This is a genomic window from Candidatus Hydrogenedentota bacterium (assembly GCA_019695095.1).
GTDB lineage: Bacteria > Hydrogenedentota > Hydrogenedentia > Hydrogenedentales > SLHB01 > JAIBAQ01.
Window position 1 is genome coordinate 1 of the sequence record JAIBAQ010000003.1, and the last position, 20142, is coordinate 20142.

Annotated in this window: 16 protein-coding genes and 1 tRNA gene; 8 read left to right on the top strand and 9 right to left on the bottom strand. The window is 57.8% G+C overall.

The features are described 5' to 3' along the window. Positions 1-536: 536 nt before the first annotated feature. The 5 genes from K1Y02_00835 (at position 537) to K1Y02_00855 (ending at position 6371) form a co-directional block, all read left to right on the top strand. Complete coding sequence (locus K1Y02_00835) at positions 537-1577, top strand: type II secretion system F family protein (GenBank protein MBX7254874.1); 1041 nt, start codon at positions 537-539, stop codon at positions 1575-1577. Next, positions 1561-2166 (top strand): peptidyl-prolyl cis-trans isomerase, encoded by a 606-nt coding sequence (locus tag K1Y02_00840; GenBank protein MBX7254875.1) that lies wholly within the window; start codon positions 1561-1563, stop codon positions 2164-2166. The genes K1Y02_00835 and K1Y02_00840 overlap by 17 nt, the downstream gene beginning before the upstream one ends. A 209-nt stretch (positions 2167-2375) precedes the next feature. Then, the gene (gene argS, locus K1Y02_00845; GenBank protein ID MBX7254876.1) at positions 2376-4073 is read left to right on the top strand and encodes an arginine--tRNA ligase; all 1698 of its coding nucleotides are present in this window, start codon (positions 2376-2378) and stop codon (positions 4071-4073) included. Between the two features lie 74 nt (positions 4074-4147). Beyond that, positions 4148-5266, top strand: coding sequence for a redoxin family protein (locus K1Y02_00850; protein MBX7254877.1), 1119 nt, complete (start codon positions 4148-4150; stop codon positions 5264-5266). Positions 5267-5366: 100 nt separating this feature from the next. Continuing rightward, the gene (locus K1Y02_00855; protein ID MBX7254878.1) at positions 5367-6371 is read left to right on the top strand and encodes an ADP-ribosylglycohydrolase family protein; all 1005 of its coding nucleotides are present in this window, start codon (positions 5367-5369) and stop codon (positions 6369-6371) included. A gap of 15 nt (positions 6372-6386) precedes the next feature. Here the strand turns inward: K1Y02_00855 and K1Y02_00860 are convergent, their stop codons facing one another. Beyond that, the gene (locus K1Y02_00860) at positions 6387-8828 is read right to left on the bottom strand and encodes a beta-propeller fold lactonase family protein (GenBank protein MBX7254879.1); all 2442 of its coding nucleotides are present in this window, start codon (positions 8826-8828) and stop codon (positions 6387-6389) included. A gap of 351 nt (positions 8829-9179) precedes the next feature. On the opposite strand from K1Y02_00860, the gene K1Y02_00865 reads away from it, so the two are divergent. Beyond that, on the top strand, positions 9180-9989 hold the full coding sequence (locus K1Y02_00865; GenBank protein ID MBX7254880.1) for a class I SAM-dependent methyltransferase: 810 nt from the start codon (positions 9180-9182) through the stop codon (positions 9987-9989). 149 nt (positions 9990-10138) lie between these two features. On the opposite strand, the gene hpt is transcribed toward K1Y02_00865, so the two are convergent. The 3 genes from hpt to K1Y02_00880 all read right to left on the bottom strand — a co-directional run bounded on the left by hpt (position 10139) and on the right by K1Y02_00880 (position 12154). Beyond that, a complete protein-coding gene (gene hpt / locus K1Y02_00870) occupies positions 10139-10663 on the bottom strand; it encodes a hypoxanthine phosphoribosyltransferase (protein MBX7254881.1) in 525 nt (174 codons plus the stop codon). Beyond that, the gene (tilS, locus tag K1Y02_00875) at positions 10653-12035 is read right to left on the bottom strand and encodes a tRNA lysidine(34) synthetase TilS (GenBank protein MBX7254882.1); all 1383 of its coding nucleotides are present in this window, start codon (positions 12033-12035) and stop codon (positions 10653-10655) included. Before tilS ends, hpt begins: the two co-directional genes overlap by 11 nt. Positions 12036-12078: 43 nt before the next feature. Beyond that, a tRNA-Met gene (locus K1Y02_00880) sits at positions 12079-12154 on the bottom strand. A 149-nt stretch (positions 12155-12303) separates the two neighbouring features. Between K1Y02_00880 and K1Y02_00885 the strand changes: the two genes are divergently transcribed. Continuing rightward, on the top strand, positions 12304-13080 hold the full coding sequence (locus K1Y02_00885; GenBank protein MBX7254883.1) for a sulfite exporter TauE/SafE family protein: 777 nt from the start codon (positions 12304-12306) through the stop codon (positions 13078-13080). A gap of 31 nt (positions 13081-13111) precedes the next feature. Here K1Y02_00885 and K1Y02_00890 read toward each other — a convergent pair whose 3' ends face one another. The 4 genes from K1Y02_00890 to K1Y02_00905 form a co-directional block, all read right to left on the bottom strand. Beyond that, entirely contained in the window at positions 13112-14554 is a 1443-nt protein-coding gene (locus tag K1Y02_00890) for a hypothetical protein (GenBank protein MBX7254884.1), read from the bottom strand. Beyond that, on the bottom strand, positions 14551-16152 hold the full coding sequence (locus K1Y02_00895) for a tetratricopeptide repeat protein (GenBank protein MBX7254885.1): 1602 nt from the start codon (positions 16150-16152) through the stop codon (positions 14551-14553). The genes K1Y02_00890 and K1Y02_00895 overlap by 4 nt, the downstream gene beginning before the upstream one ends. Positions 16153-16451: 299 nt before the next feature. Then, positions 16452-16616: a hypothetical protein gene (locus K1Y02_00900; GenBank protein MBX7254886.1), complete on the bottom strand. Its 165-nt coding sequence runs from the start codon at positions 16614-16616 to the stop codon at positions 16452-16454. Positions 16617-16831: 215 nt separating this feature from the next. Beyond that, positions 16832-18166, bottom strand: coding sequence for a replication-associated recombination protein A (locus K1Y02_00905; GenBank protein MBX7254887.1), 1335 nt, complete (start codon positions 18164-18166; stop codon positions 16832-16834). A 352-nt stretch (positions 18167-18518) separates the two neighbouring features. On the opposite strand from K1Y02_00905, the gene chrA reads away from it, so the two are divergent. Then, positions 18519-19631, top strand: a complete 1113-nt coding sequence (chrA, locus tag K1Y02_00910; protein MBX7254888.1) for a chromate efflux transporter — start codon at positions 18519-18521, stop codon at positions 19629-19631. A 36-nt stretch (positions 19632-19667) separates the two neighbouring features. On the opposite strand, the gene K1Y02_00915 is transcribed toward chrA, so the two are convergent. Further along, the gene (locus tag K1Y02_00915; protein MBX7254889.1) at positions 19668-20138 is read right to left on the bottom strand and encodes a helix-turn-helix domain-containing protein; all 471 of its coding nucleotides are present in this window, start codon (positions 20136-20138) and stop codon (positions 19668-19670) included. Between the last annotated feature and the right edge of the window lie 4 nt (positions 20139-20142).

The window sequence follows — 20142 nt, forward strand, 5'->3', positions numbered from 1 at the left end:
CGCAGACGGTGTTACCTTCAGAGATCTTTCCGAGGCGGTTGGTTTTTCCGACGGAATGGAGGACATGCTCAATGAGCATTGTCTTACCCGTTCCGCCGTGACCTAGGATCCCCACGTTGCGAACCTTGCTGGAATCTGCGCTGGACATTCTGGTTCCCTCCCGTATCGTTGCGAAAAGAGGTCGATTCGGCGCTCCGCAGGCGCCCAGGTTAGGAATCCGTTAGCGCCGCCGACTGGGGCACTGAGTATACCCGCCACACACTGGACGCCTCAAGTCGGGCTTACCGGCATTTCCCATGCCCGCAGACGGCGCAGAAGGACGCAGACGGGGTTTGTCATGTTGGACTCGGATGGGAAGAGGTGATCGTGCGACCGGAAGAGCTGCCATCTATACTTTGGCGTGATTCACCATGATTGTCTAAATCGTTGGCGTTGACTGGCAGACGTTTGGTACACTTTCAGAGAGGCGCCCGTATCATGATTCGGGCGTTCTTTTTTCGGTGGATGGGCTTCGATAACCGTCAAAGGGCACAGCGATGGGCCTATTTTCGTCCCAGATCGCCATAAAGAAGATGGTCCCGCTCTGTCGCCAGATTGCGACGACGTACGACGCGGGCATCCCGATCGTGCGTGCGCTTGACGTGGTGGGACGCCAGCAGAAGGACAAGCAAGTCCGCGAACTGCTGACCCAGATGAACGATTCCATCAAGAATGGTTCGTCGCTGGCCGAGGCCGCGCGCGCACAAAGTAAAGTTCTGCCGACTTTCTTCATCGAGTTGATCGCAAGCGGCGAGCGCGGCGGCAAGCTCGACGTGATGTTGCGGGATTTGGCGCAGTATTTCGAAGACCGTCTCGACATGCAGCGGCAGATTTCGCGAACCATGATGTATCCCTGCATTCAGCTGGCATTTGCCTGGTTTTGCGGGACGTTTGCGTTGCGGCTGATTCCAAAGATCACGGCTGGATTCGCCGGTAAAGGTGAGGCTTTTGACCTGATGGCATACTTCCGAGAGTATGCCATCTTTCAGGCAGAGGCGATGCTCTTTTTTGCTACATTTTTTGCGATTTGCGTGGTACTCTCCCGGCTTGGATTGTTCGGCTATATATGGGGATTCTTTGCCACGAAGATGTGGCCTTTGTCTCAGGTTACGCGACGATTCGCGCTGGCCCGGTTTTTCCGTAGCATGTCGTTACTCATTGGGAGCGGATTGCGAATCGATCATTGCGTGGAAAGCTCCGCGGCCGTGACCGCCAATCCGTACATGAAGAACGATTTGCTCAAAGCCATTCCGCTAATTCGCGATGGTTCGACTCTGGTGGAAGCCTTCAGCGTATCGCGTTATCTGACTCCGACGGCGCGTGAGATGATTCATATTGGCGAGGTGAGCGGACAATTGGAGACCGCCCTTCGCAAAGTGTCGCAGTACCATTTGGAGGAAGCGACGCACGCCGTCAATGTAGTAACGAAGATATTCAATGCGTTAATAGTGCTCCTTGTGGCGGCGCTGGTTTGTTATATTTTGATCACATTCTATACGCAGTTGTATGGAGGGATGTTCGATGCCCTTGACGTTTGAGAAAGAAATTGAGGAAGAACCAAAGGATCGGACCAAGCTGATATGGTTGGGCGTGATTGTGGTTTTCATCGGCATGCTTGTCGTGATCTGGTCGTACGGCAGGTTGAAGCCCCACCATTCGGTAGTGCGTGCGAAGCACATTCTTATTTCGTCAAGTGTTGCGAACCCTGCGGAACAAGCGCGCGCACTCGAATTGGCGCAGGATTTACGAAAGCGGATTTTGGCCGGTGAGGATTTCGGGAAGCTTGCGGAGAAATACTCGAACGATCCACAGAGTGCAAGCAGAGGCGGTGACCTCGGTTACGTGGATAAGGGTACCCTCACGCCGGGATTTGAAGAATACGTTTGGTCGGCGCCCGTTGGTCAGCTTAGTGAAGTTATCAAGACCAGCTTTGGGTATCACCTGATCGTCGTCGTTGACCGTATTGTCTCGGATATCGATCGTGCCAAGCAGCGTGAGAATGAGGAATGGCACCGCAAGATTTCGGGAGAGCGGCAGGAAACCGATCAGCCCGCGCCATCAACGGCCGGAACCAGTGCCCCGGGTGAACAGTCTCCGACTCAGCCTGCTCCCGCTCCGGGGCAATAAGGCAGGCGGGAGGCCGCTTGTAGCCAAGAGAGGCGCGGTCCGTGCCTTGTGAGATTTGGCGTTTCGACCTGCTTCGTCAGTGCTACGTTCAAGCGGCGCGTAGGCGACGATATTGGATGGCGCCCTAGGCCCCTTATCCTGGGCTCCGATTGGGTTTGTCTGCAGTAGTCTGCATGAATTGCGATAATTGAGAGAGGAATTCGTATCACGTGAGTCTTTACGACTGTCTATCAGGCCCTATCCTTGCGGCATTCCCAGAACTTGATGCCGCTGACCTCGCCTTCACTCCGCCGCCCAAGCTCGACATGGGTGATTTGGCGTTGCGAACCTTCGAGTCCGCCAAGAAACTGGGTGTGCCGCCTCCCCAACTGGCGGTGCGTATCGCGAAGGAAGTGAGTTTCGGTTCGGAAGTTAGAGAAGTACTTACGGCTGGGCCGTATGTCAACTTCCGCTTGAATCGCGATGTATTTGGAGCGGCTATTGTAGGTCGTATTTTGCGCGAAGGCGCGGCATACGGCTCGAACAAGAGCGGCGTCGGCAAGACGGCCCTTCTTGAGCATACGAGCATTAACCCGAACGCAAGTCCGCACGTGGGGCGCGCCCGAAACGCCATGATTGGCGACGGATTGGCCCGGCTGCTGCGCTTCGAAGGGTATGATCTGGAAGTCCACTATTACGTGAACGACATTGGACGCCAGATCGCTTTGCTGGTGCTCGCGTGCGATACGGCAGAGGAACGCTCGTTCGACGACATGCTGCGCATCTATAGCGAAGCCAATGCCCGCGCGGAACAGGATGAAGCGTTTGCGGCGCAAGGCTATGAGATGCTGGCGCGGATCGAGCAGGGCGACGCGGAAGCTCGCAAACGGTTTCACAAGGTCACGGAAATGTGCCTGCGTGGGCAGGTACAGGTGCTCGGCCGTTTGGGAATCGTGTACGACAAGTTCGATCGCGAATCCGACTTTGTAAAAGACCCGCGCCTGGAGCAGGTGCTGGAGGCATTGAAGGCCAAGGACGCTGTATTCGTCGATGAAGAGCAGCGCCTATCGGTGGACCTTTCCAAGATCGGTCATGCGTACGATGAGGGCCGTTACTTCGCGTTGCTGCGTTCCAATGGCAGTTCGATGTACGGTTACCGCGATTTGGCGTATACCATCGAGAAGATGTCCAAGAATGCGGATCTGAACCTTATCGTGCTTGGCGAAGACCACCGGCTGTACATGCAGCAAATATCGCTGATATTGGCCGCGGCGGGAATTTCCACGCCGGAACCGATCTATTACTCCTATATCTTGCTGAAAGAAGGCAAGATGTCCACACGACAGGGCAAAGTCGTGCTGCTGTCCGACTTCCTCGATGAAGCTACGGCGCGAGCTATCGAGAAGGTCGAAGAGCAATGCAAGGATCTGAGTCCTGAAGAGTGTGCGGAAATTGCCGCGCACGTTGCGGTGGCGGCAATACGCTTTGCCATCTTGCGTGTGGGCGCCAACAAGAACGTGATCTTCGATTGGGATTCCAGTCTGTCATTCACCGGCGACACGGGTCCCTATGTGCAGTACTCGTGCGCGCGGATTTCGTCGATTCTACGCAAGTTTGGAAAGCCCGTTCCGATGGAACCCGTCTCGCCGTTTCCGATGGAGACGAGCAGCGAATGGGCCTTGCTCACCAATCTCGCCATGTTCTCCGATGCGGTGCGGCAGGCTGTGTCGCAGCGCAGTTGCGCGCCCGTGGCGCAATTCGTTCTGGAGACTGCGCGGCTGTTTACAACCTTCTATCACGATTGCCCGGTGCTCGATGCGGCGACCGAGGCACAGCGCATTGCCCGCGCACAACTCTGTTACGCCACGCGCAGAACGCTTGAGAATGCCTTGCATCTGCTGGGCATTCAAGCGCTGGAACGTATGTAGTTCGTCGGCCGCGAGTGGCAGACGCTGGGAAGACTGGAACCAAGAGCGAAATCTGTAGGCCAGGGGAGGACGGTATGACGCACCGGTTCTGCTTTGCGTTACTTGTGTTTTGTGCCGCGTTGACGTTGGGCGCGCGAGCCGAGGAGCAGCCCAAGACACTCGCCATCGGGGCATCTGCACCGGACTTCAGCTTGCCCGGCGTAGACGGGAAGACGTACACCCTGAGTGACTTCGCCGGCGCAAAGGTCCTGGTTATTGTGTTCACCTGCAATCACTGTCCGACGGCGCAGGCCTACGAAGACCGTATCATTTCCATCGCGCGTGACTACCGCGACAAAGGAGTCGCGCTGGTCGCTATATCGCCCAATGACGACTTGGCGTTGCGACTCGACGAACTGGGATACACCGAGTTTGGCGATTCCTTCGAGGACATGAAGGTACGCGCCAAGGATCGCGGCTTTGACTTTCCGTATCTCTACGACGGCGAAAAGCAGGAGGTGTCAAAGGCCTATGGTCCAATATCGACGCCGCATGTGTTCGTTTTCGATCAAGAACGCAAGCTTCGCTACGCGGGGCGTGTCGATGATTCGGATAAGCCGGACAAAGTGAAATCGAACGACACTCGCAACGCAATCGATGCGGTGCTGGCGGGTAAGCCGGCGCCCGTGGAGACGACGAAGACGATGGGCTGTTCCATCAAATGGTCGGACAAGCGCCACACCGTCCAGGAATCGTTGGACAAATGGGCGAAAGAGCCGGCGGCGTTGGAGTCGATGGATGCGGCGGGCATCGCCGGACTGGTCAAGAACGATTCAACGAAGCTGCGTCTTATCAACGTGTGGGCAACATGGTGCGGCCCGTGCGTCGCCGAGTTCCCCGAACTTGTGACCATGCATCGGATGTATCGAAAGCGCGATTTTGAAATCGTGACCGTCAACATGGATGCGCTATCCGAGCAGGCCAAAGTGCAGGAATTCCTGAGTAAGCAAGCCGCGTCGATGCGCAACGTTCAGTTCTCCGGAGATGACAAATACACGCTGATCGAGGCCGTCGACAAGGAGTGGCAAGGCGCGATTCCGTACACGTTGCTGGTTGCTCCCGGCGGGAAAGTCATTTACCGATGCATGGGCGCCTTCGAGCCGATTGAGGTCAGGAAAGCCATCGTGGATTACCTGGGTCGCACCTACAAGTAATGCTGGCAAGCGAGGTATTGACGGAGAAAGTGGGGGAGAGTCAGTGCCTGATCTTCCGAGCATCCCAGAAGACCAGTTAGCGCGTTCCATTGCAGGTTGTATTCTTGGAACGGCAGTTGGGGATGCGCTGGGCCTGCCGATGGAAGGTCTCTCACCGAAGAGGGCTCGCCGAATCTTTGGCGAAGTCACTGGTCACCGGCTCCTGCCTGGAAAGGGCCTAGTTTCCGACGATACCGAGCATACGTGCATGGTTGCGCAGGCGTTAGTGGCTTCAGCGCGTGAACCGGAACGCTTTCAGCGTGAATTGGCAAGGCGAATTAAACACTGGTTTTGGATGCTGCCCGCCGGAGTTGGCCTTGCCACACTTCGGGCCTGCTTGAAGTTGAGTATAGGCACGCCTCCCTCACGGAGCGGCGTATTCAGCGCGGGCAATGGGCCGGCCATGCGCAGCGCGTTACTCGGACTTGTAGCGCGTGATTATGACCATCTTGTGGCTTTGGTCGACGCCAGCACTCAAATTACACACCGAGATCCTCGCGCAAATCACGCTGCATTCGCCGTTGCATTGGCAGCCAGGCTGTCGGCTTCACACGTGCAAGTCCGGGGCGAGGAATACGTAGCTCTTTTGCGCGAGGTTTTGGCCGGAGATTCGAACGAGTTTATCGATGCTGTAGCTAGAGCTGCCGAAGCAACCCCAATGACGACGGACTCATTTGCCATAGGAATGGGGCTTGAGAAAGGAGTAACCGGCTACGCGTTACACACTGTCCCGGTTTGCCTTCACGCGTGGTTCCGCAATCCGTCTGACTATCGCCAAGCTGTGGGCGATGTGATTGCCTGCGGCGGCGACTCAGACACAACAGGAGCGATACTTGGCGCCATTGTCGGCGCTGCTGTGGGTGTGGATGGAATACCAGTGGATTGGGTGCGAGGCATTGCAGACTGGCCGCGCACGGTGGGCTGGATGAACTTGCTGGCGGAAGCTCTCGCTTCTGAACGTACGATCCCCCCCGAGCTATCGCCTGTGGCGGTGCTTCTTCGCAATGCGATCTTTCTGGCGATTGTGCTCACACACGGAGTCAGACGGCTACTGCCGCCATATTGACTCTGGCGGTAGACTTTACTTGACGCTTGCCGCGTGGAACCGGCTAATCGGGATCGGCATCTCCGAATCGGCGCCCTTGACGCTCTTCCACACGATTTCGTTCAATGCGAACATGGGCGTCCGGTCGTATTCGCTGAAGTCCATTTCGTCCGATTCCTTCGCGCCCCATGCGGTGGCGACATTCATCTCATTGATGTAGGCGCTGGCCGCGACCTTTGTGAATGGCGTTGGGTCAAGCTTGTCGGAGAAGCTCGAGTACATGGGATTCGCGGCGGCATCAAATTGGCTCATGGGGGGCAATCCAAGTAACAGTTCCATGGTCCTCAGCAGGGAGCAGGTCGTGTAGAACGTGCTGTCGACAATGCCACGTTTGCAGTAAGGGCTGGCGACTAGGCCGACTGTCCTGCGCGCATCGACATGATCGGGGCCGTCTTGCGCGTCGTCTTCGATAACGAAGAGGGCGAGCTCAGGCCAATAGCGGCTGTTGCTGATCCGCTCGAGGATCATGCCCAACGCGAAATCGTTGCTCGCGACACACGCGCGCGGCGACGGGGTACCCGGCTTGGTACCGCGTGTGTGGTCTTCGGGAAGCGACATCACAATGAAGTTGGGAAGGCGCTTTTCGGGATCGGTGCTATCGAAGTTCTTCTCGTATTCGTCGAACTCGCGGATGAATTCGGTGGCGTTATCGGTGTCGCGTGAACCCCAGGACGCGTAGTGAGGCGCCACGTGGCCCTGCAACCCGGCAATTCCTTGGCTCGGCATCGCAGGCTCATTCTGGCTCTGACGTCGGGCAAATTCGCCATAGCTGCGGTAGGTGAGGCCTTTCTTGGCGCATTGGTCCCAGATATAGCCTGCGCCCGGCAGTACGGCGGCACTGCGCGGACTCGTGCTTTTGTTTCCGTAATCGGCGGGCCAGTTCTTCTCGGTCCAGTCGGTCGCGTACGCCGCGTTAGACCATTGGTGCCCGTCTTGGCTGACCTCCGCATCGCAGTAGAGGTTGTCGAGCAGGACAAACTGCTCGGCAATCGCGTGGTGGTTCGGCGTGATATCGCGCCCGAATATGCAGATATCCGGATAACCGTTGCCTTGCGGCAGATCGCCAAACACCTGATCGTAGGTGCGATTTTCCTTGATGATGTATATGACATGCTTAATCGGCGAGCCCGCGCCGACCTTGCTGGGTACCACAGACGGACCGGACTTTGGCGGGCGCGCTTCGTTGAGCAGGTCATCGCTATAGGGGCTGTTCTTATAGGCCTGCTTTGTCAATTCGGGGAGGCGCTTCAATTCCTTTTCGACGTCGATGATGCTGATGGTGCCCTTCATGAGCGACTTGGTGGACCCGAGGCCCTCCTTGCCGCCGGGCAACGGGCTGCGCGGGCCGCGAATATTCGAGGACGTCGTCTCGCCTTTTGCGTTGCCGACAAAAAGGAGGTCGCCTTTGTCCGCGAAGCATAGCGCGGAGGGATACCAGCCAGCAGGAAGAAAGCCGAGAACGGTGCTCTCTCCGGGTTCCTCCATTTCAATGACGCAGACATTGTTGTTGTCGGCGTTGGCGACGAAGAGGGTCTCCTCGTCTTCGTCCAATGCAAGGGCATTGGGTGTGGAACCTTCCGGAGCTTTGGGGTGCATGGCGGTCAGGATACGTTGAACCGCACGCCGCTGTGCCGTGTCGACAACGACGACGGCATTGTCATTTGCGCAGCACACAAATAGGCGTCCGTCCTTCGTGAGCGCCATGTCATTGGGGTTGTCGCCCACGGGGATGGTGGCAACCACGGAGTTGGATGCTGTGTCAATGACGCTTACGGTATCGCTGGCCCAATTGGAACAGTAGAGGGTTGCGCCGTCGGGCGTCAGAACGAGGTCGTAAGGGTTTTCCTCCACGCGAATGTGGCTGAGGATTTCGCCGTTTGTCGTATTGAAGGCGACGATTTCTCCTTTGGTGCGGCTTGCCGCGTAGAGCACGTCGCGCGAGGGGTGATGCACGAGACCCGACCAGAAGATTTGTTTGGGGTCAATGGGCTCCGTCCATTCCGCAACAGGTTTTTCAGAGAGTCTTCCCTTCGCGTAATCGAATACGTAGATGGGCGCACGGATTTCCCGGGCCGACTCGCTGTTGCCTCCGGAGACGTAGAGTCTCTTGCCGTCCGGGCTCCAGGCCAGTCCGAGCCACGCCGTGGGCAACGGTATATCTTGCACGGCCTCCTTTTTGCGAGGGTTCATCACAATGAGTCCGTGACCGTTGAAGCCTCCGTGCAGCGCGACGACCGCTTTGCCGTCGGGAGCGGGGGAGATGTTGAGGGGAAGGTCGCCGCACTCGACTGTTTTGCCGATGGGCGTGATGGTCCAGCCGTTCGGCAAAAAGTAGCCGTCGGGCGAAGGGCCCGGCAACTGTGCCGCAAGAACAGGGACACAAACGAGCATTGTGGCAATGATGATGAAACGTTGCATGACAGCACCTCTCGAGGGCGATGTGACTCCGCGATAAACACCCGGGGGGGATGATACGGGCATCCCCGAAGACTGTCAATGACGCTATCCGCCGTACGATGGGTGAACGCGTCTCAGCCGACCCGTAGGACGGTCCGTATCTTGGCCGATTTGGCGCCAAGATATGTTGCCGAGAAATTCCACCATGAATACGAGACTTGCTAGAATATGGACTTCTTCCTGGAGTCCGGAGGCGTTGGGCAGGTCCATTCTTGGGAGAACATGACCTTACATGTGTATTGAGCAACACCGAGACATATCGGTCGCATGTTCTGAATGCCTAACCGGGATAATGGAGGCGGATTGAAAGGATTGCGTCGTCGATTAAGCGAGCGTATTCGTTTGGCTTTGAAGCACATGATGGTCAAGGCGCAGTACGAGTACCTCAATAAGCTGGACAAGGAAGACAAGCAGATCCGGCTGCTGAACTACGGTTATGAGCCGATTTCTCCCGATGCGCCTCGACTTGAACTCTTGCCGGAAGAAGAAAGCAATCGTTACGCAATACAGCTTTACCACTATGTGGCGGGCGCAGTAGATCTTGCCGGAAAGGATGTGTTGGAGGTCGGGTGCGGGCGTGGAGGCGGAGCCGCCTTTGTGATGCGGCATTTCAGGCCTCGCATTATGGTCGGCGTGGACTTGTGGCGATCCTCCGTCAACTTCTGCAACGACGCGTATGACATGGAAGGATTGTCCTTCAGGCGCGGTAACGCCGAGTCGCTGCCATTTCCAGAGGATCGGTTCGACGTGGTGCTTAACATCGAATCCTCGCACCTCTACGACCACATAGAGGCGTTTTACGCGGAGGTGTTGCGCGTGTTGCGGCCCGGCGGTCATCTGCTTTTCGCCGATTTCCGCACGAAGGATCGGGTTCCCCAGCTTACCAAGGAGTTTGAGGAGGCCGGTTTCGAAGTCGTGCGCAACGATACCATCAACGAGAACGTGCTGGCGGCGCTTGACCTTGACGACGAGCGTAAACGCAAACTCATCGTGGAGCGTCTTCCGCAGCGCAGGCAGGAGCAGTTCAGTGTCTTCGCCGCTTTGAAGGGTACGCACATCTACGAGTGCATCAAGAGCGGTGACATCGAATACAAGCGGTACGTGCTGCGGAAACCGGCTTAGTCTGGGTACCTCGCGAACACGGCGGTCTAGGTGGAGTGACTCAGGGGCGGAATGTAGGGACAGACACGTCTCCGCTTCGCTGCGCTTGTGTCAGTCCCTGTTTTCCGCCGCTATTGACTCTTTCTTGGGTCAACCTGCGATTCACTGCACTAAGTGGTCGATTCCATCATGTAGATGGCCGCAAGATGCCGGTGTGCGCCGTCGCAATCGAGTCCATAGCCGACTACGAATATATTGTCTACGGAGAACCCGACGTAGTCTGCGTGTATATCCGCCACGCGTGGCGCAGGTTTATCCAGCAGCGTGCATATTCGCAAGCTAGCCGGATTGAGCGCGCGTAAGGCCTCGCGTATGGCCGAGGTCGTAAAGCCGGTATCGAGGATGTCTTCCACGATCAGCACATGGCGGCCCGCGAGATGTTCTTCGGGTTGAAGCGTAATCTCAACATGACCGGTAGAGTTCGTACCGCGATAGCTTCGCGCTCGCAAATAGTCGACCGTGACGGGGATCGAGAGTTGGCGCATCAGGTCGGAACCGAAGATGGTGGCTCCCTTTAAGACGATTAGAAAGACAAGATCCTTGCCTGCGTAGTCGATGGAAATCTGACGCGCCAAGAGCTCGACGCGCTCCCTGATCTCCTCCGCGGTAATAAGTGGGGTTTTGCTAAGTTTCATCCTGTACTTCGATCTCTATGTAACGCTTGGTATGGGCCGTTACGGCGGCGTTTGCGCTCACGGCGTGTCCGACTATCCACACAATGGTATCTTCGGTGACTATCAACGGCAGCCGGTCGCGTTCTCCGATGGGCAATCCAAGGTCGCCGAAGTAGTCTTTCAGCTTGCGCGTACCTGCCATACCCAGCGGAACGATACGATCGCCGGGTCTGCGCAACCGCACCCATAATTCCGAACCTACGGCGTCTGCGTCAAACACTTGGCGGCTCTGGTTGCAGTACTCCCGCAAGGGTAGTGGCGGCGCTTGTTCCCGCTCGCTCACGACGAACCGCCGACCGAATGCAACGGTTTCGCCTGGGCATGCCAAGCGCACTGCCCTGGAATCGCTAGGCTCAACACTTCCAACAATCTCGGTCACATCACGCGCATTGCGCAGCAGGATGCCTCCGCCCAGATCGAATGAGGATCCTGCGGGCGCGTCGACGATGAAGAGCCGGGCGGATTCCACGCGATCGAACTCGCAGTCTACCTCGCGTTGCCATGCGAGTTCGGCCAATGCCCTTCGTTGCAGGGCCACGGCGGCTTCAGAAAATGCACGGCGAGTGATCTGTCCATTCGTGTAGCACGAGGCCAGAAATTGTCTCGCCTGTTCGGCTACGTACTCGTTCTCTGCGCGCTGCAAATCCGCCAAACGAGTCAATGCCTCGCGTACCTGCGGATTGTATCCGCGTTCCAGAGCAGGAAGTAGCTCCTGGCGCACTCGGTTCCGCACGTACTCGGTTTGGGTGTTGGACGAATCCGTCCGATATGGAAGGTCCCTCTGGTCCAGGTAGCTCATGATGGAGTCTCGGCTACACCCAAGGAGCGGACGCACGACGCGCACATTGTCCAACATGCGTACAGGTGGGATGCCTGTCAGTCCGCTGGGAGAAACGCCACGCACGATGCGCATTAGGACGGTCTCGGCTTGATCGTCCGCGTGGTGCCCGGTGGCAATGGCGGTACAACCTTGCGCTTGTGCGACGGCCAGCAAGAAAGCGTAGCGCGCTCCCCTCGCATATTCTTCGAAGGACATGGGGGAGGCTTCGGCCTCTTCACGAATCGGACGGCGCTCACAGTGCATAGGCACTCCGTATCGTCGCGCCAGGGTTTCTACGAACGCGGAGTCTTCCGCGCTTTCAATGCCGCGCGTCTGATGGTCAAAATGCGCGACTTCGACGGCATACCCCAATTCCACAAGGACGTCGAGCAGGCATACGGAATCGGCCCCTCCCGATACGGCGGCAAGCACCGATTCCCCGGGAGTCAACATGTGGAATTGGTCTAGGGTAGCTCGGACGCGAGAAAGAAGGTTTGTAGGAGCGCCGGCCATGTGTCGTCCCCTGGACGTAGACCGAGAACGGAAGAAACGAAAATGGTGGCGGAGCACGGACTCGAACCGTGGACCTTGGGATTATGATTCCCCTGCTCTACCAGCTAAGCTACTCCGCCAGCCGTTTCAGCGCTCAAGAATAGCATATGATTGCGGGTGTTTTCTACTTGGAGCCGTCCCGGTTGGAGGCGATAATGTGCCTTTGCCGCGGAGTCGCTTCGAATTCACCTTGTAGTGGGACGTGGCTGGTCAGCCGGGAGAAGCACTAGTGAGTCAGTACTTGTGGCTCATACCTCTTGGTTTCGTTATTGGCGCCTTTGGCACGCTGATTGGCGCGGGCGGCGGGTTTGTCCTTGTTCCGCTACTCCTCATCCTCTATCCGAAGGAGAATCCGGAGGTCATTACCAGCATTTCTCTGGCCGTCGTTTTCTTCAATGCGTTCTCGGGGTCGGTGGCATACGCGCGTATGAAACGCATCGACTACCGTGCCGGGATCTTCTTCTCGCTCGTGGGTATCCCCGGGGCTATCCTTGGCGCACTGACAACGTACTATGTTCCGCGAGAAGTCTTTCACGCGGTGTGCGGCATGGCCATGCTGCTTGCAGCGGGTTACCTGCTTTGGCAGCCCGCCCCGCATCAGAATCCGGAGCCCCAGGAAATCCCAGAAGAAGCCGCTCCAAGAATATCGTTCAATTTGCCGCTCGGCGCTCTCATCAGCGCGTGCGTGGGATACGTCTCGAGCTTGCTTGGCATTGGGGGTGGGATCATCCACGTCCCCGCGTTGATTCGCGTGCTCAACTTTCCTGTCCATGTGGCCACGGCGACATCGCACTTCATTTTGGCGGTCATGGCGTTGACCGGCACGGTTGTCCACGTCGCGTCCGGGGCGTTTCACGTGGGATTCAGGCGGACATTCTTCTTGGCAATTGGCGTTGTGGCCGGAGCCCAAGTGGGGGCCGCGCTCTCACGTCACGTTCGCGGTCCATGGATCATCCGCGCGCTCGCCATCGCTCTGGCACTGGTGGCGTTGCGTCTCTTGCTCTAGAGGGCACTCTTCATGCTCAATCCGTTATCGATTACGGCTTGAACAACTCCGCACTCTCGTTCTTCAGACGATTGATCTCAGCTTCGAACTGCGCCTCTGTGAGGGCTTTCAATGCCTTGGCGTCCTGTTCTTGAGCGACGGTTACCGCCAGATCCTGTGTGGCCTTGAGCACGCCCTTTCCGCTTAGCATGGGGGCGTTGCTTACGAGGTCCTGCTGGAGTTTGCCGAGTTTAGAGCCAACCGCCAACAGGCCCGCGCGTGCTTTGCTTCCTTCCTGCTGGAACTCGTCGCCGACCGTCTCATAAAGGTCTTGCGCTTTCGCCAGGAGCGTCATCGCTTCGCCAAATTCGCGGTTGAACTCGGCTTGCTCCGCCTTGGCCACGCACTCGTCCGCTTCCGCGACCGTCGATTTCGCCATCTCATGGCGCGTGTCGCGGTCTTTGATCAGACGCTGGGCATCGAGTAGCTTTGTCTGCGCATCGGGCCGCAGTTTGTCGGCTTCGCTCGCCTTCTGGTAGGCATCAAGAGCAGCCTCCAGGTTTTCTTCCTGCAAAGCGGCGTCGCCTACTCGGATGTAGTAGTCGGCAATTCGCTCGGAGACTTCGCGGTCACCGGGCACCGCCGCCAAGACCGCGCTAAATTCCTGCATCGCCCTTTCGTACTTCCCAGCATCGTAGAACATATTTCCAATTTGCTTCTGAAGCTCGGGGGTCAATGCATTTAGTTCTTCAAGCCGCTTGTACGAAGAGTCGGCTTCCGTATCGTTGCCACGTTTAATGTAGAAGCCCACGGCACTCAACGCGTAATCGCGTATCTGCGACACGGAAGTGTTCGACGCAGTAACGCCGCTCTGAAGCACTGTCGTCAAAACGTCCGCGACAGCGTTCACGGAGCGACTCGCATCTTCGGACAACGATGCGCCCGCAACGCCCTTGAATCCGAGACCGGACTTGTAGTCATTCAGAATCAAGACTTCGTTCTTGGCGATTGCCGAACGAAGCGACGAGAAATAGGTCGCCGGGTCCACGGTTGCGCGCTTTCGCGTATCGAGCCGAGCCTTTTCGATGCCCTGGTCCACATCCGAATAGTACAAATCGCGGTACGTGGGATTGGACTCGGCAAGGGGCGTCGTTACGCGAGACACCAGCGCCCCGAGGGCCCCCAACCGGTACGCGAAATAGGGGTCGATGCGCTTTCCGCGCACGGATTGAAGCAGATACATTTCCGACTCGATCGCCCCAATGGGGTCGGCTTCCGCCAGGGGGTTAATTTCGGCAAGTTCATTTGCCGAAACGCTGGCGCCCGTACGCAAGTCTTTTTCAAGCTTGTCGAGCTTGACGCCGCTCTCGTTGGAGATGACCCGCGCCGCAGTCGTCACGATGGATTCTTGTGTCTTCGGCCCCCATGCGTGGACGGGAACCGCAATCAACCCGGCGCAAAGCGCTCCTACAAGGATGGTCTTTCTCAAGGTCATGACGTACTCCCCTGCATTTCGTTGCGCGCAAGTGCCGCCGTGGACGGCCTTGCCTGAGCCGATTGCTTGAGTTGGTCAACAAGCGCCTGGATTTCCCGCGCTCCCGATTCCGCGTCATTCGGATCCGCGCTGGATAGATACGATTCGAGTTCGCGAATGCCTTCCGCGATTGCGCGCCGCTGAACCAGCAGCAGGCCGGTTTCCAAATGTGCCGGCGCGTAATTCGGATCTTGTTGAATTGCCTTGCGGAAAGCGTCCATGGCTCCGTCGGGATCACCCGCTTTTGCAAGTCCGCGACCGCGTACAGTCTCCAGTTCCGCGCCTTCTGTGCCGGACAATTTCACGGTCACGGCGTTCAGCGACTCCAAAGCTCGCTCGGCGTTTTCCTGGCTTAGGTATACACGAGCCGCATGGATGGCCGCTCGGGCAGAATATTCATTCGATCCGCGGGCCAGTTCGTCAAATGCCTTGAGTGCCGGCTCGTACACGCGTTGCTTTGCAAGGCACACGGCGTGGAAGAACTTCGTCGATGGAGAAGTCTCGCCAGCGTCAATCGCTTCGCCCAGGAGCGCCACCGCTTGTCCGTACTGGCCTTGTGAAACGAGCAAGAGGCCTGCCTGCGCCAGTGCTTCCTTATGAATCGAGGTCTTCCCTTCAATGGCCTCGGTAAGTCTTGCGACGGCGTCGTCGACATTGCCCTGTTTGGCCGCAAGAATTCCAAGGGCTGCCTTGATGTTGGGGTCGTCCGGGGCTTGCGACCGGGCAGCTTCCAGTTCGCGTTGCGCACCGGCCTCATCTTTCTGGATTGCCATCGATACGGCCAAGGCCAGCCGTCGATCCGTGCTTTCAGGTGCTTTGTCCGCTACGCGTCGCAAGGATTCGATTTGGGACTCAGAGGAGTCCTTTGTTCCTTTGGCCAAGGCCAGCAAATACAAGACTTCGTCGTCGTCGGGGTGGGCCTTCGCGACGTTTTCGAGAATGGCGATTTGACGGTCGCGCGTTTTGTTGTCAGCGCGCTGTTGCATGCCGATCACCGCGAGAATGCCGGCGTCTCGGTCCGTGGGATTCAGTTGAGCGGCCTTCTCCAATGACTCCGCTGCGTTCGAATAGTCGCTGCTGCCCCAGTACAACTTGCCGAGCACGAGGTGGCCGCGCGCGTCATCGGCGTGTTTGGCGAGGTACTTGACCAGGAGATCGGTTGCTTCGGTAACGCGGCCGTCCGCGGCCAGTCGTTGCGCTTTGGCGACAGGATCTCTGGTCAAGATGAACGCTGCAACGGCCCCGATGATAACCACGGCGATGGCCGCGGCGATTAGCGCGTTTCGCAGGGCAGGATTGTCAGGGGTTCGCACTGCACGCTGTTGTTCCTGTGCTATTTTCTGCCCGGTCAGAAGGTTCGTGCCGCACGCGACGCAGATAATGTCGCCGTCCCGTACGAGCGCCCCGCAGCTTGGACAGGTCTGGCTGCTGGCGGACGCCGAGGCGCGCTGTTGTTGTTTCGCGGGTTGTTTCCGGAGAAATCCGCCGCAATGAACACAGCTATCGAGTTTTGGATCGGTGAGTTTGTCACAGTAGGGACACTTGATCATCGTAGCCAAGGTACGCACCTCATGGGTTTGCGGGTAAACACCAGGCTCGCTCTTGCCAGCATTCCGGCATCCTGGAAGCCCTCAATACTCTTGCCATCGCTTCCAGATCCCGCAACGAACTCAACCACCCTAGTCCGGATTTCTCACGAACGCATCTCGTTGCTTATTCATCTTTACGATCTGCACAAAACATGAGACCGTTCTTCGCGAACAGAACGTGTTCGTGAGAAATCCTCATGGCACAACCTCAAAGTCTTGCACGCGAGCATTTTGCATTGGCGCTCAATTGCGCCGATGCAAAATGCGGGCTAGTCGTCCGGAAAAGGCGCATCGCATTTCACACACGTCTTTGCGTCGAGCGAATTTCGCGCGCCGCATTTAGCACATCGTTTGCGAATCAATGCAGGCACCACCAACACTCCGATGAGCGCGATAACGCCCAGCATCACCAGTACATAGGTGGTTCCAGGCATTAGTCTTTCGCTCCATCCGGCCGCATGATACGCCCTTCACGTCGCATCACCTGATTGATTATACCCCGATTCTATCCGCACCGGATGGAACAGTCAATTAATTACTTGTAATCTGTGGCCGAGCTGCCGGCGCCTCGACGTGCAACATCTTGCCCGGCAATGTCTTAAGACTGGGGACTGGCGATGTAGGCCGCGTGCGTTCCTTTTTCGCAGTTTTAGTCCGACGGCTCGCGACGATCCCGCTCTGCGAATTCATCGAGACGAGCCTTGAACTCAGCCTCTTTTCCCCGGCCGGCCGGATGGTAGTACGTTCCTCTCGGCACGCCGTAATCCTGCGTCACATACCCGTCCTTGTGATCATGGGCGTACTGATAGCCTTCACCGTGTCCGAGCTTCTTCGCGCCTGGGTAGTGCGTGTCTTGGAGGTGTATCGGCACCGCGACCGTCTTGCCTTCCTTCACGTCGCTCGTGGCTTGCGCGATGCCCATGTAAGAGGCATTGCTCTTCGGCGCGCACGCTACGTAGGTTGCCGCCTGCGCCAGGATGATCTGCGCTTCGGGCATGCCGATGAACTCGCAGGCTTGCCACGCCGCCGTCGCCACCACAATGGCCATCGGGTCAGCGTTGCCCACGTCTTCCGAGGCTGCAATGCAGATACGTCGTGCGATGAAGCGCGGGTTTTCACCCGCGGCGAGCATCAAAGCCATCCAATACAACGCGGAATCCGGGTCGGTGCCCCGCATGCTCTTGATGAACGCGGAGGCAGCGTCGTAATGCTCGTCGCCGGTCCCGTCGTAGTGAATGAGTTTCTTCTGTATCGACTCCTGCGCGACATCGAGCGAGATCGCGACGATTCCGTCGACCGGGACCGTCGTCAATACGGCAATCTCAAGGGCATTGAGCGCCCTCCGCGCGTCTCCCTCCGAATACGTGGCGATGTGCAGTAGCGCGTCGTCGTCCGCACGCACCTCGATATCGGTCCAGCCTCGTTCCGGATGCGCCAGCGCGCGTTTCATCAGGCGTACTACGTGCTCCTCGGTAAGGCGGTGCAGTTCGAAAACCTGAGAACGAGAAAGCAAAGGAGCGACGACGGAGAAGAAAGGGTTCTCGGTTGTCGCGCCGACGAGAATGATATTGCCGTTCTCGACGTCGGGCAGCAGGGCATCCTGTTGTGCGCGATTGAAGCGGTGAATCTCGTCGACAAACACGATCGTGCGTTTGCCTTCATGAACGCGCCGGGCCTTTGCCGCATCGATCAACGCACGAAGATCCTTCACGCCAGAGGTCACTGCGTTAAGGTTGTCGAACGCCGACCGCGTACGCATGGCAATGATGCGCGCCAGCGCAGTCTTTCCGCAGCCGGGTGGGCCATAGAGCAGCAAAGACGTGATGCGGTCGGCTTCTATGGCCCTCCGCAGGATTTTCCCTGGGCCCACAATGTGTTCCTGGCCCACCAAGTCGTCCAGCGTGCGGGGGGCAACGCGACGCGCCAAGGGCGCTTCCTTGCGCAGTCTTTCCGCGGCTGCATGTTTGAAGAGATCGTCTGACATGGGCTTATGGTAGCGCACGCGCCGTGACTGGACAAAGGTTGGGTTTAGCGTGACGGACACGGACGAACACGGACGGACACGGACCAACACGGACGGTCACGGACGTGATGGAGACCTGCGGTCGCCTGCCGACAAGTGTGTCGGCGGAGTGGCGCGGTCGGGAGATAGCGCCACAGCGAGGACGATATGGACGGAGTGGGCGGCGCCACGTATTCAATAGCAGCGAGGCTGTTGTGCAACGTGTGGCTTCGGTATGATTCAACGTGTGCCCTTCGAAGGAGGATGGTTGGTGCAGTCGGGTCGAGAGCGGAAATCCGATACGTGCGGTCCTGGTGTGACCGAAACCGAAAGCATGACTTTTCTCATCGCTGTCTTTCTTCGTCTGGGTGTGACGGCATTCGGAGGGCCTGCCGCGCATGTGTCTCTGATGGAGGATGAATTCGTGTCTCGCCGCCGATGGCTGAGCCGCGAAGAATTCCTGGACCTGCTCGGCGCGACCAACTTGATTCCAGGTCCCAACTCCACGGAGATGGCCATTCACATCGGATACCGGCGCGCGGGCTGGCGCGGGTTTCTCATTGGCGGCGTATGCTTCATCCTGCCCGCGGCACTGATTGTCACGCTATTGAGTTGGGTCTATGTGCGCTATGGGTCGCTACCGCAGGCGGCGGGCCTACTGAGCGGAATTAAACCCGTAATCATGATCGTCATTTTTCAAGCGTTGTGGCGCATGGGGCGCGCTGCGATGAAGACGCGCGCGTTGCTTGCAGTGGCGATTGGGTGCGCCCTATTGAACGCGGCAGGCGTACATGAACTTGCCGTGTTGATGGCGGCGGGCATAACAGCGGTGTTCATAGTGCGCTTGCCGTCACGGACGGCGGCCGCGTTGGCTCTTCCATTGGGGTTTCCGTACGCGGCTGTTTCATTATCGGCAACGGCCGCACCGTTTAGTATGGCCGCACTCTTCCTGTTCTTCATGAAGGTGGGGTCGGTCCTTTTTGGAGGCGGTTACGTGCTGTTGGCTTTTCTGCGCGCCGACTTGGTGGATCGATGGAGGTGGCTTACAGAAGCACAGTTGTTGGATGCCATCGCCGTGGGGCAAGTCACCCCAGGTCCTCTATTCACATCGGCGACGTTTGTCGGTTATTTGCTCGCGGGCCCGTGGGGAGCGGCAGTCGCTACTATTGGGATCTTTCTGCCTGCATTTGTCTTCGTTGCCCTGAGTATCCCTTTGCTGCCTCGCCTGCGCACTTCCCCGACATTCGCTGCCGCGTTAGATGGTATTAATGCCGGTTCGCTGGCCCTCATGGCCGTGGTCTCGTGGAGACTTGGCGCGACTTCGCTGACAAATTGGCCTTCGCTGCTTATTGCCTGCATCGCCGCAGTTTTGTTGTTAGGCTATCGCGTCAATACAACGTGGCTGGTGCTCGGAGGAGCTGCGATAGGACTGCTCTTTCTCCGCTGACGCTCGGGCAGGAAAGTCGTTACTGGTTTCCTTCCCTTAGCGGGCCGATTCGACAGGAGCGGATGGGACAACAAGATCTTCGTCGGTGGTGCTTGCGTGAACGCGCTGCTCACCGGGGTCGGCGGCGGGGCGGACCACGACGGCGTAGGTTACCCAACCCAGAATGATGATGCCGCACACGGCAGCCCAGGTGACGACTTCGTTCATCCAGGGAGGAAGCATGATCTGATTCGTGTCGGAGCGTCGAAGGAAGCGGCCTGAAGGCTTGGTGGCATCGTGATAGAGATCGATGTACCGATCGGGATCGAGCTCAAGGAATTGACAATAGGTCCGCAGGAAACCTACGGCGTAACACGGCGCAGGCATCTGTTGCATATCGCCTGCTTCCAGTGCGCGAATGAATGTCGGAGAGACGCGGATTTTGCGATAGACATCATCGACGGTAAATCCGAGTTCTTCCCGCCTTTGTCGCAGGTCTGTACCTGGGAATGCTTGCTTAACCGTCATAGTG

What these genes read in the sequence shown, in the direction of transcription:
- K1Y02_00835 (MBX7254874.1), top strand. Translation starts at nt 537, where the DNA reads ATGGGCCTATTTTCGTCCCAGATCGCCATAAAGAAGATGGTCCCGCTC.
- K1Y02_00840 (MBX7254875.1), top strand. Translation starts at nt 1,561, where the DNA reads ATGCCCTTGACGTTTGAGAAAGAAATTGAGGAAGAACCAAAGGATCGG.
- K1Y02_00850 (MBX7254877.1), top strand. Translation starts at nt 4,148, where the DNA reads ATGACGCACCGGTTCTGCTTTGCGTTACTTGTGTTTTGTGCCGCGTTG.
- K1Y02_00860 (MBX7254879.1), bottom strand. Translation starts at nt 8,828, where the DNA reads ATGCAACGTTTCATCATCATTGCCACAATGCTCGTTTGTGTCCCTGTT.
- hpt (MBX7254881.1), bottom strand. Translation starts at nt 10,663, where the DNA reads ATGAAACTTAGCAAAACCCCACTTATTACCGCGGAGGAGATCAGGGAG.
- tilS (MBX7254882.1), bottom strand. Translation starts at nt 12,035, where the DNA reads ATGGCCGGCGCTCCTACAAACCTTCTTTCTCGCGTCCGAGCTACCCTA.
- K1Y02_00890 (MBX7254884.1), bottom strand. Translation starts at nt 14,554, where the DNA reads ATGACCTTGAGAAAGACCATCCTTGTAGGAGCGCTTTGCGCCGGGTTG.
- K1Y02_00900 (MBX7254886.1), bottom strand. Translation starts at nt 16,616, where the DNA reads ATGCCTGGAACCACCTATGTACTGGTGATGCTGGGCGTTATCGCGCTC.
- K1Y02_00905 (MBX7254887.1), bottom strand. Translation starts at nt 18,166, where the DNA reads ATGTCAGACGATCTCTTCAAACATGCAGCCGCGGAAAGACTGCGCAAG.
- chrA (MBX7254888.1), top strand. Translation starts at nt 18,519, where the DNA reads ATGACTTTTCTCATCGCTGTCTTTCTTCGTCTGGGTGTGACGGCATTC.
- K1Y02_00915 (MBX7254889.1), bottom strand. Translation starts at nt 20,138, where the DNA reads ATGACGGTTAAGCAAGCATTCCCAGGTACAGACCTGCGACAAAGGCGG.